A 15,357-nucleotide genomic window follows, 5' to 3' on the forward strand; every position below is an offset into this window, starting at 1 on the left:
CGGACGATGACAGTGTTGAGCGAACAAGAGTTTCTCGTGCTCAATGGCGCCCATCTGAAGAAGATGGCGACAGCGAAGGAATTGGCGAGCGCCATCGGCCTTGATGTAGAGCAGGTCGAGGTGGCGCTCAGTGAGGCGGTCGCGAGCGGCCTCGTGATGGCTGCCGAAGGCAGGCATCTCCTCCTGTCTGAGGGGACGAACGCGGTCCAAGAATACTATCGGAGCGCCTACGAAGCATTGCGTTCAAATGACCTGGTGCTGGGATGGTACGATCGTTTCGAGATCGTCAACGAGCAGTTCATCAAGCAGGTCAGCGAGTGGCAGTCGGCAGATGGCGACGTGCGGGTTCAGTCCCGCCTCATTAAGACGGTCGAACGCCTGACCAAGAACCTGCAAGAGCTTACTCCGCTGATTTCTAGGTATGAGACGTACACAGATCGCTTCAACGCAAGCGTGGCGCGAATCGACCAAGGCGACAAGGATTTCGTGTGCAAGCCGACGATCGATTCGGTTCACAATATCTGGTTCGAATTTCACGAGGACATTCTCTCAGTCATTGGGCGTCCGAGGGATACGTGAAATGCACAAGCGTGTGATGGCTGATGCGATGGATACCATTTTCGTTCGTGAAGTGACTGACCGCGACGTTGAGGACGCGCTGCGCTTTGGCGGTAAGGCGAGCGGCCTCGCCAAAATGGCGCGGGCCGGAATACCTATTCCGCCGGCATTCGTGATCGGCGTCGAGGGCTTCCGTCAATTTCGAGCCAGCCGCGCGGGGCTTGGCGAGGGCCTTCTCGCGCAGATCCACGGCGCTATCCGCAATCTCGAAAATCAGTCCGGGCGATCGTTTGCAGACAAAGATCGTCCGCTTCTCGTTTCGGTGCGCTCCGGCGCTCCCGTTAGCATGCCCGGCATGATGGATACGATCCTCAATCTGGGGCTAACGTCAGCCTCCGCGCTTTCGCTCGCGCAAGGGTCAGGCGGAAGCGACTTTGCTCTCGACACGTGGATGCGCTTTTGGCGCATGTTTTCCGATATCGTATTAGGGATCGATCCTCCCGAGCTGGTGGAATCTGTGAAGGAGGCGGAGTCGATCGCGCGAAAGGAGCTCACCGCGTCGGCCTTCCAGAATCTTGAGCGCGCGATTCTCAATCACATCGAGGCCGCCGGAGAGGCGGCGAGCGCCGACCCGTTTTGGCAGCTCGAGAAGGCGGCTGAAGCGGTGTTCCGATCCTGGGACAGCGCACGCGCGAAAGCGTACCGGAAGCATCATGGAATCTCAGACGAGCTGGGGACCGCGGTCACCATTCAAGCGATGGTCTTCGGCAATGCGGACGACCGGTCAGGTTCAGGCGTAGCGTTCACTCGCAATCCGAACGACGGCAGCAAGGCGCTATACGGCGAGTATTTGATCGGCCGGCAGGGGGAGGACCTTGTCTCCGGTACGCACACGCCGATCGACTTGTCCCAACCTGATGCGCTTGACCCGCAATTGCGCCAGGCGTTCGAAACGCACAGCCAGACCTTGGAAGAGCTCTACGCGGATGCAGTGGATATCGAGTTTACCGTTGAGTGTCATTCGGCCTGCAATATTGACCCCCTAAGCCGGGGGATCGGCGTCCAAAATTGACCCCCTACAGATTGGTCTGTTGCGCTGCCTGCTTTGGAACGAAGCAGGTGGTGGGGGATGCTGATCGTGGAGACGATTGCCCGGATCCGGCGCGAGCACTTCATCAAGGGCAAGACAATCAAGGAGATCGCCCGTGACCTGAAGGTGTCGCGGAACACGGTCCGGAAGGTGCTGAGGTCGGGAGAGACCTCCTTCGAGTACGAGCGGCAGGTGCAGCCGCGGCCAAAGCTGGGACGATGGGCAGTAGAGCTTGACGGATTGCTGGCGGCGAACGCGGCCAAATCGGCTCGTGAACAGCTGACGTTGATCCGGATCTTCGAAGAGCTGCGCGGCCGCGGCTATGACGGCGGTTACGATGCGGTGCGGCGTTACGCCAGGCGGTGGAGCAAAGAACGCGGGCAATCGACCGCGGCCGCTTATGTCCCGCTGAGCTTTGCCCCAGGCGAAGCCTATCAGTTCGACTGGAGCCACGAGGTGGTCTTGCTGAGCGGCACCACGGTAATGGTGAAGGCCGCCCATGTCCGGCTCTGCCACAGCCGCATGCTGTTCGTGCGGGCCTATCCGCGGGAGACGCAGGAGATGGTGTTCGACGCCCACGACCGGGCGTTCGCCCTGTTCAAAGGTACCTGCACCCGCGGCATCTACGACAACATGAAGACTGCCGTAGAGACGATCTTCGTCGGTAAAGGGCGTCTCTACAATCGCCGCTTCCTGCAGATGTGCAGCCACTATCTGGTCGATCCGGTCGCCTGCACGCCAGCGTCGGGCTGGGAGAAGGGGCAGGTCGAGAACCAGGTCGGGCTGGTCAGGGAACGCTTCTTCACGCCGCGGCTGCGGTTCAAAAACCTCGACGAGTTAAACGCCTGGCTGCTCGACAAATGCATCGCCTACGCCAAGGCTCATCGCCATCCGGAGCTGGTCGATCAGACGATCTGGAAGTGTTCGAAGCCGAACGCCCCAAACTCGTTCCCTATGCCGGCCGCTTCGACGGCTTCCATGCGGTGACGGCATCGGTCTCGAAGACCTGCCTGGTGCGCTTCGACAACAACAAGTACTCGGTCGCAGCCAGCGCAGTCGGACGACCGGTCGAGGTTCAAGCCTATGCCGATCGCATCGTGATCCGTCAGGATGGATGCATCGTTGCCGAGCACCCGCGATCCTTTGGCCGCGGCGATACCGTCTACGACCCCTGGCATTATGTGCCGGTGCTCGCCCGCAAACCCGGCGCCTTGCGCAACGGTGCTCCCTTCAAAGACTGGGTGCTGCCGGCCGCGATCGAGCGGATCCGGCGCAAGCTTGCCAGCACCGACGATGGCAATCGGCAGATGGTCGACATCCTCAACGCGGTGCTGACTGACGGTCTGCCCGCGGTGGAAGCGGCCTGTGCCGAAGCGCTCGGTCATGGCGTCCATTCCGCCGATGTCGTGCTCAATATCCTGGCCCGTCAACGTGAACCCGCCCCACCGGCCAACATCATGACGCCGGCCGCACTGACGCTCCGTCATGCACCGATCGCCGATTGTGCCCGCTACGACAACCTCCGGAGGACCATCTGATGGAACGAACCCAAATCTTCGACCTCATGGGCGAACTGAAGCTCTACGGCATGAAGGCCGCCTTCGACGAGATCATGGCAACCGCCGTCAAGCGCCAGCACGAACCTCAGCGCATTGTCGGCGACCTGCTCAACGCCGAGATCAACGAGAAGCAAGCAAGGTCGATCAAATACCAGCTCACCATTGCCAAGCTGCCGCTTGCCAAGGACATCGCCGACTTCCAGTTCGACGGCACGCCGATCAATCAGACGCTCGTCAATGATCTCGCTGGCGGCGGCTTCATCGCCCAACAACGCAACGTCGTGCTGGTTGGCGGAACCGGCACAGGCAAGACCCACCTGGCCATTGCCATCGCCAGAAGCTGCATCCGATCCGGTGCCCGCGGCCGCTTCTTCAACGTAGTCGACCTCGTCAATCGCCTCGAGACCGAGACCCGCAACGGACGGCAAGGACGGCTCGCCGAGCATCTGACCCGGATGGACTTCATCGTGCTGGATGAACTCGGCTATTTGCCCTTCGCCCAGTCCGGTGGACAGCTTCTCTTCCACCTCGTCAGCCGGCTCTATGAGCGGGCCTCCATCATCGTGACCACCAATCTCGCCTTCGGCGAATGGCCGAGCGTGTTCGGCGACGCCAAAATGACCACCGCGCTGCTCGACCGATTGACCCATCACTGCGACATCGTCGAGACCGGCAACGACAGCTGGCGATTCAAGAGCCGAGACGACGATCACGCCACCCGCGCTCGTCTCGCCTCCGCTATCCCGGCCAGCTCCGACGAGACGAGCGCTACCAGCAAACCCCGCCGCACGAAGGGGTCAAAATTGGACGCCGATGAGGGGTCAAATTTGCAGGCCGATTGACAGATTTCTCTGCAACGCGAGAAATTTGACGGTTAGCCTGATGCCGGACGTTTCCGCAAACGCGAGCGCTTGCTCGGCGTGCGAGCAAACCTCCGAGAGCGGATCCCCACAGAAGAGAGCGACGGACAACAGTCCGCGATGCGCGTAGCCGGCGAAAGCCAGGTCTCCAGCTGCGAGGCAAATCGAGAGGCTGCGCTGCATGAATGGTTGTCCGGACCGGATCGGACAAACCCATGGGGTGACGTGGAGCCCAAAGACCAGGAGCGCCCGTCCGCTCAGCCCCACTTGCGGCTGCTTGCCGGCGAGTGCGGCCCCAAACTGCGATAGTCGGAACCCAAGTTCCGCATCAGTCGGATTGCTCGCGAGAACGCCGAATATGGTGGTCAATGGATAGCAGGATTCAGGACAGATCCCGTGCTCGATTGTGAGCCGGGTGGCCGCCAGGAGCATGATGTCGGACAGGTTGCGATCAGTAAGAAAGGCAGGTGTGACCAGGTCAGCCAGCACCGCCATGGTCGCACGGTGACAGGGATCGGTCATTGAAGGTAATGCATGAAGCTGTTCGTCGGACAATTTCCTCGCCAGACTTCGCAGGCGTTGGCGGTCGTCGTCGACCTGGCTGCGGCTGGGGTGAGGCGACCAGTCGATCCCGACCCCGCGCAAGAACGCGAGACAGACGTCGACAGCGCGCTCGAGCTGCTCGGTCGCCGTGTAGAGCTGCGCGCGGAGCCTGGTGACTTCTGCAGCTGATGGAACGTCCGGGCAGCTCTGCGACAGGACCAGCAATTCCGTTTTCGCGACGTCCAGATGACCGACCAGGAATTCGCACTCGGCATGCAGCAAGGCGACGGCAAAGGCGGTTCGGCTGGAGCGCGGTTCTGCGTTCGCTCCAAGCAGCTCGCGCGCGATATCGAGGTAAACGATGGCCGCGTGGTAGGCCGCCGCACTGCGCGCGCGCCGGCCCGCTGCGACATTGACGGCAATGATCCGTTTCCGCTCTTCCTCGGTCGTCGCGGCGGCGATGCCGCGGTTGAGTTGGTTGGCGATGACGTAGAGCTTATCGCTGGTCTTGTCCGGCGTCAGGCGTGTTGCCAGCGCCATGCCGATGCGAAGATGCAGAGTGGCCCGCTCGGCCTGGTCCGGCTGCAGCGCATAGGCGGCCTCCTGGACCCGGTCGTGCACGAAGGCGTAGGAGCCGTCGAGACGCCGGACCAGTTCAAGACGAGCCGCTCGTCGCAAATTCGCATGAACCTCCTGCTCTGTTGCTCCATTCACGAGGGAGAGCATCGTCACCTCGGCGCTGGCGCCGAAGCAGGCAAGTTCCAGCAAGACTCTCTGCGTCTCGTCTGGCAGGCCGCTCAGCTTGCCGACCATGAGATCCGCGACGTTCTCGGTGTAACTCTTGGCGTGGATACGCTCGAGATCCCAGCGCCACTCGGCTTTGTCATGATCGAATGCGACCAGCTCCTCCTCGACGAGCGTGTGCAGGAACTGGATCACGAAAAACGGATTGCCGCCCGTCTTCTCGTGGATGAGCTGCGCAAAAGGCGCCGCGCGCACCCGTTCGCATCGAAGCGCCTCCGCGGTGAATTGCTCCACGGCGTCGCGGGTGAGGGGAGGCAGGCTGATCTCCCGCACTTGCGCCCCGCCATTGCGAATTGCGTCGAGTTTTCGCGTCAGGAGATGCCCGGCTTCGACCTCATTGTGACGATAGGCGCCGATCAACAGCAGATGCCGCAGATTGGACCGGGTCAACAGGTCCTCGAGCAGATCCAGCGTGGCCACATCCAGCCACTGCAAGTCGTCAAGGAAGAGTGCGAGAGGACAGCCTGGCTGGGCGAAAACCTCGATGAAGCGTCGAACGACCAGTTGAAAACGCCGCTGCGCGTCTTGAGGCGAGGCTGTCGGGACCTGCGGCTGGTCGCCGATGACCAGCCGCAGTTCGGGAACGAGGTCGACCATGAGTTGCCCGAGCGGATACAGCGCCCGGCGCAGGGCGTCGCGCCAGGGCGCCAGGTCGGCTTCGCTTTTCGCGAGAAGGTTTCGGATCAGGCTCTGAAATGCCTGGGCGAGCGTCGCATAGGGGATGTCGCGATTGTGCTGGTCGAATTTGCCGGAGGCGAACAGCCCACCGATCGGGACCAGCGTCTTGTGGAGCTCGTGCACCAGGGCGGATTTGCCGACGCCGGAATATCCGGAGATCAAGAGCATTTCCGGCGCGCCGCTCTTGCCGATGCGATCGAACGAGGCGAGCAGGCTTTCGATCTCGCGTTCTCGTCCGTACAGCTTCTCGGGAATCAGCAATCGGTCCGGAGTGTCGGCTTCGCCGATGGTGAAGTCTCCGATCCGGCCTTGTGCCTCCCAAGCACTGAGGCAATGCTGGAGGTCGCTCTTGAGGCCGGCTGCGGTCTGATAGCGGTCCTCGGCGGTCTTGGCGAGGAGCTTCATGATGATCGCCGAGACGGCGCCGGGCACCTCGCTGACCCGTTCGCTGAGTGGTACCGCTTGCCTTGCGACGTGGCAGTGCACCCATTCCATGGGGGCGGCCGCGGCGAAGGGGAGGCTCCCCGAGAGCATCTGATAAAATGTGACGCCCAGTGCGTACAGGTCGCTGCGGGGATCGATCGAACGATTGATGCGTCCGGTTTGTTCGGGCGCCATATAGGCCAGCGTGCCGGCGATGGTCTCGACGGGTTCGAGCTGCTGCCGCTCGCATGAAAGGTGCGAGGCGATACCGAAGCCGGTCAGTCTGACCTCACCGGCGGCGTTCACCAGGATATTTGCCGGCTTCACGTTCTTGTGGATGAGGCCGCGCCGGTGAAGTTGCGTGAGCGCGGTAGCGATCGCAATGGCGAGGCGCAAAAAGCGCTCCAGCTCCATTGCACCGCCAATCAGCCGTTCGAGTGGCTCGCTCCCGGTATCTTCGAGCATCAGCATCGTTCGGCCATGCTCGCGGATCAGCGCCAGCGGCCGCACGGCCCAGGCCCCGTCCAGCTCGTCCCTCAGCGCATATTCGTGAGCGAGCTGAGCGAGGCTCGCGGATGTCGGACGCTCGGCGGCGAGCCGCACCATCAAGACATTGTCGAACTTGCCGTCGGAGGTGAATCGCCGCTCACGGCGGAAGATGCGTTCGGCGTCCTCCCACCAGAGCTCGGGACCGTCGTCTGTCCTGGTGAGGATTCCCGAGGCCAAGATCATCTGCCGGACTCCGGAACCTGCCGGCCACCTGCCCAAGGGGCGGCGCTCAGTGCCTATCTTGCGGTCCCGACGCTACCCCCTTGAGGGAGACCTTACAATCACTGTCGTGACACGCTTGCGTGCGCGCTCCGCCGTTCGCTAGTCCTGCCGAAGCGCGGTGTCAGCCCGTACTTTCGAGACCTGTTCCGGCGCCACGGGACCCGCTGCCGCGCCCCAGCTGTTCCTCATATAGGTGAGCACTGCCGCGACTTCGCCGTCGTCAAGCTGCCGGCCATAGGAAGGCATGCCGGATGCGGTGGGCTGCGCTTTGGTGCCGACACTTCGGGCGCCCCTCAGTATGATCCGGATCGACGTCGTCGGATCGGTCGACCGGAGCATCGAGGAGTCCGCGACCGAGGGAAAGAGTTCGGCGACACCCTTGCCGTCCAGTCCATGGCAGGCCGAGCATTGATCGCGGTAGATCGCCGCGCCTGCGATCATCGCTGGATCGTTGCCGGGAAGCGGGGATGCGCTTTCGGTCTTGCCGGGCAGCGATTTCAGATAGGTTGCGATGGCGCTGAGATCGGGATCGGTCATATACGCGGTCGACAAGGTCACGACTTCGCCCATCGGTCCAGTCGCCGCTGTGACACGATTGTGGCCGGACTTCAAGTAAGAGACGAGGTCCGCTTCCGACCAATGCCCGAGGCCAAGGCGTGCATCGTTGGTGATGTCGGGGGCCGACCAGCCCTGAAGGTAGCTGCCCCTGAGATATTGGTCGGTCTTGTCGCCACCGAGGAACGTCTTCGGCGTATGGCAGGCTCCGCAATGACCGGGGCCATCGACCAGGTAGGCGCCGCGATTCCACTCGGCGGACCGCTTTGGATCCGGCCGGTAATCGCCCTCGGTGAAATAAAGCGCGTCCCACACCCGCATCGTTGCACGTATGTTGAACGGGAAGGGGAGGGTATTTGCGACCACGGCATTGCGGGCCGGTTTCACCGTGTTCAGATAGGCACGGATCGCGACGACGTCGTCGCGGGACATTTTGGTGTAGGCGTTGTAGGGCATCGCCGGGTAAAGGCGTGAGCCATTGCGGCCCACTCCCTTGCGGATCGCCGCGTCGAACTGTTCATCGCTCCAGGCGCCGATGCCGGTCTCGAGGTCGGGCGTGATGTTCGGCGCCACGATGCTGCCGAACGGAGTTTCGATCGGCCGGCCGCCGGCGAACGGCTGGTTGCTGCCGGGCACCGTGTGGCAGCTGGCGCAATCGGACAGGATCGCCAGATATCGGCCGCGCTCGATCTGGGTGAACTCCTGCGGGTCGGCGTCGCCGGCGAGGCTTGAGGCCGTGCCGAGGAGCAAAGCAGCTACGGCGAGAAGTCCGCATGATCGCTTACGCATCGATCAGCCTCCCCGGGCTCTTCAGATATTTGTTGCGGATCGCAGCAGCGGCCCAGAAAGCGAGAGCTCCGACCGTCAGTGTCGGGTTGTACCCGGGGTTTTGCGGAAATGCGCTGGCGCCGAGGACGAAGAGGTTGGGAACGTCCCAGCTTTGAAGGTAGCGATTGATGACACTCGTCGCGGGATCGCTGCCCATCACCGCTCCCCCGTTCAGATGGGTGGTCTGATAGGTGGTGATGTCATATGGGCCCGTGCGGTAATGCACGTCGAGCTTGCTTGCGCCCATCGCCTTGACGATCTCGGCGAACTTGTCGGTCAGAAACCTGTTCTGCTTGATCTCGTTTTCCTTGAGATCCATCGTGATGCGCATCAGCGGCCGCCCGAACCGGTCAGTGTAGGTCGGATCGAGGTCGAGATAAACGTCCCGATAGGCGTAGAAGCTGCCGTGCACGCCCGCGCCCGGCTTGACCGTCGACAGGTAATTCTCCTTCACGGCCGTCTTCCACGCCGCGCCCCATTTCGGCGTTCCGGGCGGGACGAGGGTGCTTTCGATCGGGCGTGCGCCGGTCTGCACTTGCCCCATATATCCGCCGCCCACGAAGCCGTGCGGTCCGTGGTCGAAATTGTCGCCGTTGAACTCGTCGATGCACATGCCGATCGAGCCGGACCCGATGAACGGGTTGAAGTTGAATTTCTTCGGGTCGAAGAAACCGTTCACGGTCGAGACGGTCTGGTGCGTGTAGTTGCGCCCCACGGTGCCGGTCCCCGCCACCGGATCGTAGGGGCGGCCGATCTGCGAGTGCAGCAGAAGCTGAACATTGAACAGGGCAAAGGCCGAGAGGACCACGAGGTCGGCCGGCTGCTCCCAGATCTCGCCGCTCGAATCGACGAAGGTAACGCCGGTTGCCCGCTTGCCCGATTTGTCGACATTGATCCTGATCACTTCCGAATTGTCCCGTGCGCTGAAGTTGGGCTTGCGCACGAGGTAGGGCAGGATCGTGGTCTGCGGGCTCGCCTTCGAATAGTTGCTGCAGCCGAACCATTCGCAGAAGCCGCAATAGGTGCATGGCCCCATCTTGAGCCCGAGCGGGTTGGTGTAGGCCTGCGACAGGTTGCCGGAAGGTTGCGGAAACGGCTTGTAGCCGAGCCCGTGTGCCGCCTTGCCGAACAGCGTGTGGCTGAACGGCTGCGTCTGGGCCGGGGTCGGATAGGGGCGGGACCGCGGTCCTTCGAAGGGATTGCCGCCTTCCATGATCTGGCCACGCAGATTGCCGGCGGTGCCTGACGTTCCGCACAGATATTCGAACCGGTCATAGAACGGCTCGAGCTCGTTGTAGGTGATGCCCCAGTTCTGGATGGTCATGTCCTCGGGAAGGAACGCGGCGCCGTATCGCTCCGTCAGATGCGTCTTGAGCACGAAATCGGACGGCAGGAAGCGCCACATCTCGGCGTTCCAGTGGACGCCGCCGCCGCCGACCCCGTTGGGCGGCATGAATGCGCCCCAGCTGCGGATCGGAAGCGCGGTCTGATCGATCCTGTTCCGGAACGTGAAGGTCAATTGATCCGGGCGCAGGAACAACTCGTGCCGGACGCGATAGCGCAATTCGTCCTGCATGTAGGTCGGCGGGAAATCGGTTGGAGCGTCGCGCCAGGGGCCGCGCTCGATCGCGATCACCTCGAGACCTTCATCGGTGAGCTCGTTGGCCATCACCGATCCGGTCCAGCCGAGGCCGATGATGACGACGTCTTTTTTCGGAAGCCTACCCGCCATGCGTCACCTCCGCGTCCATTCGGCGCGTCCGGTGATGCTGACCGGCGGCAATGGAAATTTCTCGTTATGTCGATTGACCCAGTCGAGGTAGTTGTAGCGGGCGCCGGGGTAGCCGATCATCTTCCAGGCGACCATGTCGCGATTGCCGCCATAGATGGGATCCGCAAAGAAGCCGGTCTGGACGTCCTTGACGATTTGCTCGAAGAAGGCCTTGCCATCGATGCCCTCGAGCTTGAATTCCCGGCTTTCCAGCTCGTTCAGGACACGATCCTTTTCCGCGTCGGAAAGTTCGACAAAGGCCTTGCTGCCGAGCTGTGTCCTGCACGCCTTGTCCAACGCCGCGAGACCCTCGCGGTAGTCCTGCGCGGGGCCTTTCTCGGATTGGCGACCCTGGTTCCTGGCGCCCTTCAGGAAGGGCGGCCTGACATAAAGTCCATCCTGGCGTCCATAGGGGCCGGCGAGTTGGCGATCCAGGAAGACGGCGCATCCGGATTCCTTGCCGCCGGGAGTCTCGGGGTCCGGCGGAATGATGCGGTCGGCGAGCGCCTCGACGGTTCTGCCTTCGTCGCCGGTGAAGAACAGCCACGGTCCCGCGGTCGCCGCGGCCGGCGGATGACCCGCGTTGGGTGTCCATGGAAGATGCTCGAACAGCACTGTGGCGCCGGCGCGTGAAGCTCCGAAAGCGAAATATGCTGCTCCGGCCAACAATTCACGCCGACCAATCTCAAGTCGGCTTCCATCCTTCATCGGCATTCCCTCAACGAGCTGAAGCATGGCGCATCGATCGGGACAGCCGTGCCAAGTCAGAATTCGGACGGATCACCGCGCTGGTTACACGCCAGGGATAATTTCGTTCAACCGCGCCTCAAACTTGGCGCTGCATCTCAGGTTCGGTGGCCGCGGCCGGGATTTCGCTCGTTCGCCTGTAACCCACCCAAGGAGTTCCGCGAACTCATATCGTCGAACTTTGCCGGATGAGCCCGTGCCGGAGATCGAACGCAAGAGCGGGCGAACAGAATCGGAGCCCCGAAATGCCCTCCCTCCCGCTGATCGTCTTTGATGTCAACGAGACGCTGCTCGATCTTCGAACGGTCGAACCCATCTTTGAGCGCATCTTCGGCGCCAGGATCGTCATGCGCTTCTGGTTCGCCAACCTTGTGATGTATTCGCTGGCGCTGAGCGTGTCCGGCTCTTACGTGCCATTCACGGATATCGGCTCCGCGGTGATGAAGATGCTGGCGGATACGCAAGGCATCAAGATCGATGACGCGGACAGGAAGGAGCTGACGGAGAGGTTCTCGACGATGCCGCCATATCCGGAGGTCCCGGGCGCGTTGCGGAAACTGCGTGACGCAGGATTCCGGCTCTTCACACTGACCAACAATTTGGTCGAGGTTCAGGCCCGCCAACTCGAGCACGGTGGCATCGCCGGCTATTTCGAACGATGCTTCAGCGTGGACAGTGTCAAGCAATACAAGCCGTCGCCGCGGACCTATGCCCATGTCGGTCAGGAGCTCGGAGCCGCGCCCTCGCAGCTCTGCATGATCGCCTGCCATACCTGGGATACGCTCGGCGCGGTGGCCGCCGGTTGGGAGGCCGCATTGATCAGGCGGGTCGGCAATGACGTTCTGCCGGTCGGCCCACAGCCGCAGATCATCGGCGATGACCTGAACGACGTCGCCGATCAATTGATCGCCCGGCATGTCAGGCGCAGCTGACTGACGGCCCGGCTGGTGCGAAGGAGCGGCACCAGCCGGGGTTTGGCTGTGAACGCCTGGAAAAACCCGGCTTGCCTGCGCTGCGAGCCTAATGTGTTGGTTCGCTGCGAGCGATCCCGATCAAGAGCGCGGCTTCGCTGCTGCTTGCGCGCAAGATGTCCTGCTTGAGCAGATAAACCGACGCTGCAAGCAACACGACGTCCTTCATCAGGAACAGAAATGGCAACGTCGCGGCCGGAAAGCCGCCGGCCGGCGCGGCCCAGGGCTCGGGGAAGAAGGGGATGATCGTGACGGTCCCGAGATAGGTCGCGCAGGAGCCCAGCGAACCGAGAACGGCCAGCCTCCTGTTCCAGAAACCCAGCAGCAGCAGGGTGCCGAACAGCAATTCCGCGCTGCCGAGAAAGTAGGCGGCGCCGCGGATGCCGAAGACGGGGTAGAGCCAGAAAATCAGGGGCCCGTGACTGATGAAGGGGATCAAGGCGTGAGCTTCGTAGTCGAACCATTTCTGGCAACTGAAGACGAAGAAGACGACGATCATCATCGCGCGCATGAAATGGTAGTCAAAATCGCCTCGGACGATGTTGAGCTTTGACAGTTTCGCTATAAGGGCGTCCATTTGATCGCTCCGATGTCGTTGTGGTGTCGCCGGACATCGCCGCTGTCGCACGCGCACCTTCGATGAGGTCGCTACCGGCGGTGTCCTTCACGCCGGCGAAGCAGTATCAAAACCTGCAGAGCGGCGCTGCGCGTCCCTTATCGCAAATTGCTCAATCTTGCGGACATTCGAGCCGAACCCGTTTTCGTAGACCGGCAGCGCGGATGTGGTCGAAACCCATACCAAGGTATGGGTCGGTGCATCACCACCGAGAGATTGTCTGGCGGCGTCGCGGCAAGCATGGTGCCGCGGCGCATTGCGCGGCCATTCGATACAGGTGGAACGTCCGGGCCAGGGAGGCGATGCCATGCATGTCCGCTCCCTTGCATAGCGGCCCGCTGCCTCTCGAACGGCGCCTGACCGCGCGCCAAAGTTCAACGGAGGCCGGCTTTCCCTCCGCTGGGTTCGGCGATCTTGTCCACCTTGCGAGGTTGCCTCAGGTGACGATCCCCCTGGTCGCAGTCGTCGACGACGACGAGCCATTATGTACAGCCCTGGCGGACTTGATCCGCTCGGTCGGCTATCGCGCCGAGCCCTTCACCTCTGCGGAGACATTGCTGATATCCGCCATCCGCTTCAGCCTGCACTGCATCGTCGCCGACGTTCATATGCCGGGGATGGGAGGATTTGACCTGATCCGGGAGCTGCAAGGACAGGGCATTGCTACTCCGGTGATCCTTATCACGGCACTCTCCGACGCTCATTTGGACGAGGAAGCCGTCTCGAGCGGTGCGCTGTGTCTTCTCAGGAAGCCGTTCGAAACAAGGTCGCTGCTTGATTGGATCGAGAGGAGCATCGTGCAATGAAACCGCTTCAGGACAACAGCAGCGTCGGCCCGTCGTCGGACCCGTCCGCGCCTGTCGTCAGCGAGATCCAGGATGCATCGTTGCCGGCGTGCGAAACCGGTCCGCAGCAGAGCGTACAAGCGACGCGCAACTGGGAGAACTGGAACAGTCGCTCGGAGCGATGGGGCCATCTCATGGCCGACGCACGGGCCGGTGACAGCCGGGCGTACGAGCAGCTGTTGCGGGAGTTGGACGCATGGCTGTGCCGCTACTATGCGCGCCGGCTTCCCAGGCCTGCAGCGGAGGATGCGAGGCAGGATGCTCTGCTTGCAATCCACGCCAAGCGCCACACCTACGCGCCATCGCGGCCTTTCGGCGTCTGGGTCATGGCCATCGCGCGCTATAAATGGATCGACCGCATCCGCGAAACGTCGCGATATTCGGCTCTGCCCCTCAACGACGAGATAGCCGTGGAGGATCACGGCGGCGCCGCGATAAGCGCTGCAGCCCTGGATAACCTGCTGGGCCGGCTGAAACCCGCGCAAGCGAGCGTGATCCGGCTCGTCAAGCTGAAGGGCCACAGCATCGCGCGTGCCTCGGGTGAAACCGGCCAATCCGCCTCTCTCGTCAAGATCAACATCCATCGTGGCCTGAAAAAGCTGGCCGCACTGGTTTCTTGACCCGCGACCTGGCCCGGACCGAGGTGCAGTTCGCCATGATGTCCTCTATGGCGGAGTTGCGGTCGAAGGTCATCCCCGCGCGCGGCGCCGGCGCCGTGGATCGAGCTGCAATCCGACAAGATCGCCTTAACCGCAACAATCCGGAGAAAGCAGGCCGCGTCGAATGCCTTCACAATGTCCGTGCGCTCGGAACTGCCAGGAAGAGCTTGTGATCGATGCGGCAGGTATCCACAACTGGACCAGGATTTCAGATCGATGTCCCAATGCACCACCATATCCCTGACGTCACGTGCCGCGGTCGTGTGCGCGGTCCTCGTTGTATCGCCGGTGGCCTCGGCCGAGCCGTCGTCGATGATGGCGCCGAAGGATCCCGGAACAACCGGGACCGGTGACACGGCGGACAGCGTGCGTGTGCAGCCGCGTGGGAAGGACTTCATGCCGAATTCCCGGGACGAAGCCGTCGTCCAGGAGCGTCTCAAGATCTTCAACAGCACACAGGAACTTCAGGACGCTGCGTTCGATCGAAAACTGAGAATCTGTCGTGGCTGCTGATACGCGGCGGTCGCATGAGGGCGGCCGCGGTGATCGAGGACATGAGGAGATCGCGACAATGAACACGCTTATCAAGACCACCCTGAACCCGATCATCGGAGTTTTTCGCTGGTCCGGTGTGCTCGCCACCGACCTCGATTATCACGTCGTCCGTGCTTCGATGGTGATCATGTTCTTCTTCTTCGGTTACCAGAAATGGTGGGCGTATGAGGCGGATCGCCTCGATCCGTTTATCAGCAACGGCCCGCTGATCTGGTGGCTTTACCCGATCTTCGGGCACCAGGGCGCGAGCTGGTTTCTGGGTGTCTCGGAGTGGACATTCGGTGCACTGCTTTGTGCGGGTTACTGGGACAAGCGGCTCGGCGTTCTGGGCGCTATCGGTTCGACGGCGACGTTCTTCGCAACCGTTACTATTATCCCCTTCATGCCGGACGGCTGGGATCCGGCGGTCGGATTTCCCGCGATGACGGGGAATGTGCCCTTCCTGATGAAGGATGTCGTCCTGCTCGCGGTATCGCTCTATCTTCTCAAGCAGGACGTCGCTCGCGTCGCACAGCAGTGATGGG

General features: G+C 62.1%; 14 protein-coding genes and 1 pseudogene. 9 read left to right on the plus strand and 6 right to left on the minus strand.

Annotated features, from left to right (window positions below; all coding sequences use genetic code 11):
- The first annotated feature begins 6 nt into the window (after nt 1-6).
- The 4 genes and pseudogenes from V5279_RS12265 to istB all read left to right on the plus strand — a co-directional run bounded on the left by V5279_RS12265 (nt 7) and on the right by istB (nt 4,049).
- A complete protein-coding gene (locus V5279_RS12265) occupies nt 7-579 on the plus strand; it encodes a hypothetical protein (RefSeq protein WP_338697604.1) in 573 nt (190 codons plus the stop codon).
- Between the two features lies 1 nt (nt 580).
- Complete coding sequence (locus V5279_RS12270) at nt 581-1,630, plus strand: PEP/pyruvate-binding domain-containing protein (protein ID WP_338697606.1); 1,050 nt, start codon at nt 581-583, stop codon at nt 1,628-1,630.
- A gap of 57 nt (nt 1,631-1,687) precedes the next feature.
- A pseudogene (gene istA, locus V5279_RS12275) lies at nt 1,688-3,177 on the plus strand (IS21 family transposase); the annotation flags it as partial.
- An 8-nt stretch (nt 3,178-3,185) separates the two neighbouring features.
- Nucleotides 3,186-4,049: an IS21-like element helper ATPase IstB gene (gene istB, locus V5279_RS12280; protein WP_338687724.1), complete on the plus strand. Its 864-nt coding sequence runs from the start codon at nt 3,186-3,188 to the stop codon at nt 4,047-4,049.
- Here the strand turns inward: istB and V5279_RS12285 are convergent.
- From V5279_RS12285 to V5279_RS12300, 4 genes are all read right to left on the minus strand, one after another.
- Complete coding sequence (locus tag V5279_RS12285; RefSeq protein ID WP_338697608.1) at nt 4,029-7,247, minus strand: ATP-binding protein; 3,219 nt, start codon at nt 7,245-7,247, stop codon at nt 4,029-4,031. The genes istB and V5279_RS12285 overlap by 21 nt on opposite strands.
- 138 nt (nt 7,248-7,385) lie before the next feature.
- Complete coding sequence (locus V5279_RS12290) at nt 7,386-8,630, minus strand: cytochrome c (RefSeq protein WP_338697610.1); 1,245 nt, start codon at nt 8,628-8,630, stop codon at nt 7,386-7,388.
- Nucleotides 8,623-10,401: a GMC family oxidoreductase gene (locus tag V5279_RS12295; RefSeq protein WP_338697612.1), complete on the minus strand. Its 1,779-nt coding sequence runs from the start codon at nt 10,399-10,401 to the stop codon at nt 8,623-8,625. Before V5279_RS12295 ends, V5279_RS12290 begins: the two co-directional genes overlap by 8 nt.
- Nucleotides 10,402-10,404: 3 nt before the next feature.
- Nucleotides 10,405-11,106: a gluconate 2-dehydrogenase subunit 3 family protein gene (locus V5279_RS12300; protein WP_338697614.1), complete on the minus strand. Its 702-nt coding sequence runs from the start codon at nt 11,104-11,106 to the stop codon at nt 10,405-10,407.
- Nucleotides 11,107-11,432: 326 nt separating this feature from the next.
- Between V5279_RS12300 and V5279_RS12305 the strand changes: the two genes are divergently transcribed.
- A complete protein-coding gene (locus tag V5279_RS12305; protein ID WP_338697616.1) occupies nt 11,433-12,119 on the plus strand; it encodes a haloacid dehalogenase type II in 687 nt (228 codons plus the stop codon).
- 88 nt (nt 12,120-12,207) lie between these two features.
- Here the strand turns inward: V5279_RS12305 and V5279_RS12310 are convergent, their stop codons facing one another.
- Both V5279_RS12310 and V5279_RS12315 read right to left on the minus strand, forming a co-directional pair.
- The gene (locus V5279_RS12310; RefSeq protein ID WP_338697618.1) at nt 12,208-12,669 is read right to left on the minus strand and encodes a DUF417 family protein; all 462 of its coding nucleotides are present in this window, start codon (nt 12,667-12,669) and stop codon (nt 12,208-12,210) included.
- 153 nt (nt 12,670-12,822) lie between these two features.
- Nucleotides 12,823-13,083: a hypothetical protein gene (locus V5279_RS12315; protein ID WP_338697620.1), complete on the minus strand. Its 261-nt coding sequence runs from the start codon at nt 13,081-13,083 to the stop codon at nt 12,823-12,825.
- A gap of 2 nt (nt 13,084-13,085) precedes the next feature.
- On the opposite strand from V5279_RS12315, the gene V5279_RS12320 reads away from it, so the two are divergent.
- From V5279_RS12320 to V5279_RS12335, 4 genes are all read left to right on the plus strand, one after another.
- Complete coding sequence (locus tag V5279_RS12320) at nt 13,086-13,580, plus strand: response regulator transcription factor (RefSeq protein WP_338697622.1); 495 nt, start codon at nt 13,086-13,088, stop codon at nt 13,578-13,580.
- Entirely contained in the window at nt 13,577-14,239 is a 663-nt protein-coding gene (locus V5279_RS12325) for a sigma factor-like helix-turn-helix DNA-binding protein (protein WP_338697624.1), read from the plus strand. Before V5279_RS12320 ends, V5279_RS12325 begins: the two co-directional genes overlap by 4 nt.
- 255 nt (nt 14,240-14,494) lie before the next feature.
- Nucleotides 14,495-14,791 carry a hypothetical protein gene (locus V5279_RS12330; RefSeq protein ID WP_338697626.1) on the plus strand — a complete coding sequence of 99 codons (297 nt, stop codon included), beginning with the start codon at nt 14,495-14,497 and terminating at the stop codon, nt 14,789-14,791.
- Nucleotides 14,792-14,849: 58 nt separating this feature from the next.
- The gene (locus V5279_RS12335) at nt 14,850-15,353 is read left to right on the plus strand and encodes a YkgB family protein (RefSeq protein WP_338697628.1); all 504 of its coding nucleotides are present in this window, start codon (nt 14,850-14,852) and stop codon (nt 15,351-15,353) included.
- Nucleotides 15,354-15,357: the final 4 nt, after the last annotated feature.

The organism is Bradyrhizobium sp. 26S5, assembly GCF_036923295.1.
GTDB classification, from domain to species: domain Bacteria; phylum Pseudomonadota; class Alphaproteobacteria; order Rhizobiales; family Xanthobacteraceae; genus Bradyrhizobium; species Bradyrhizobium septentrionale.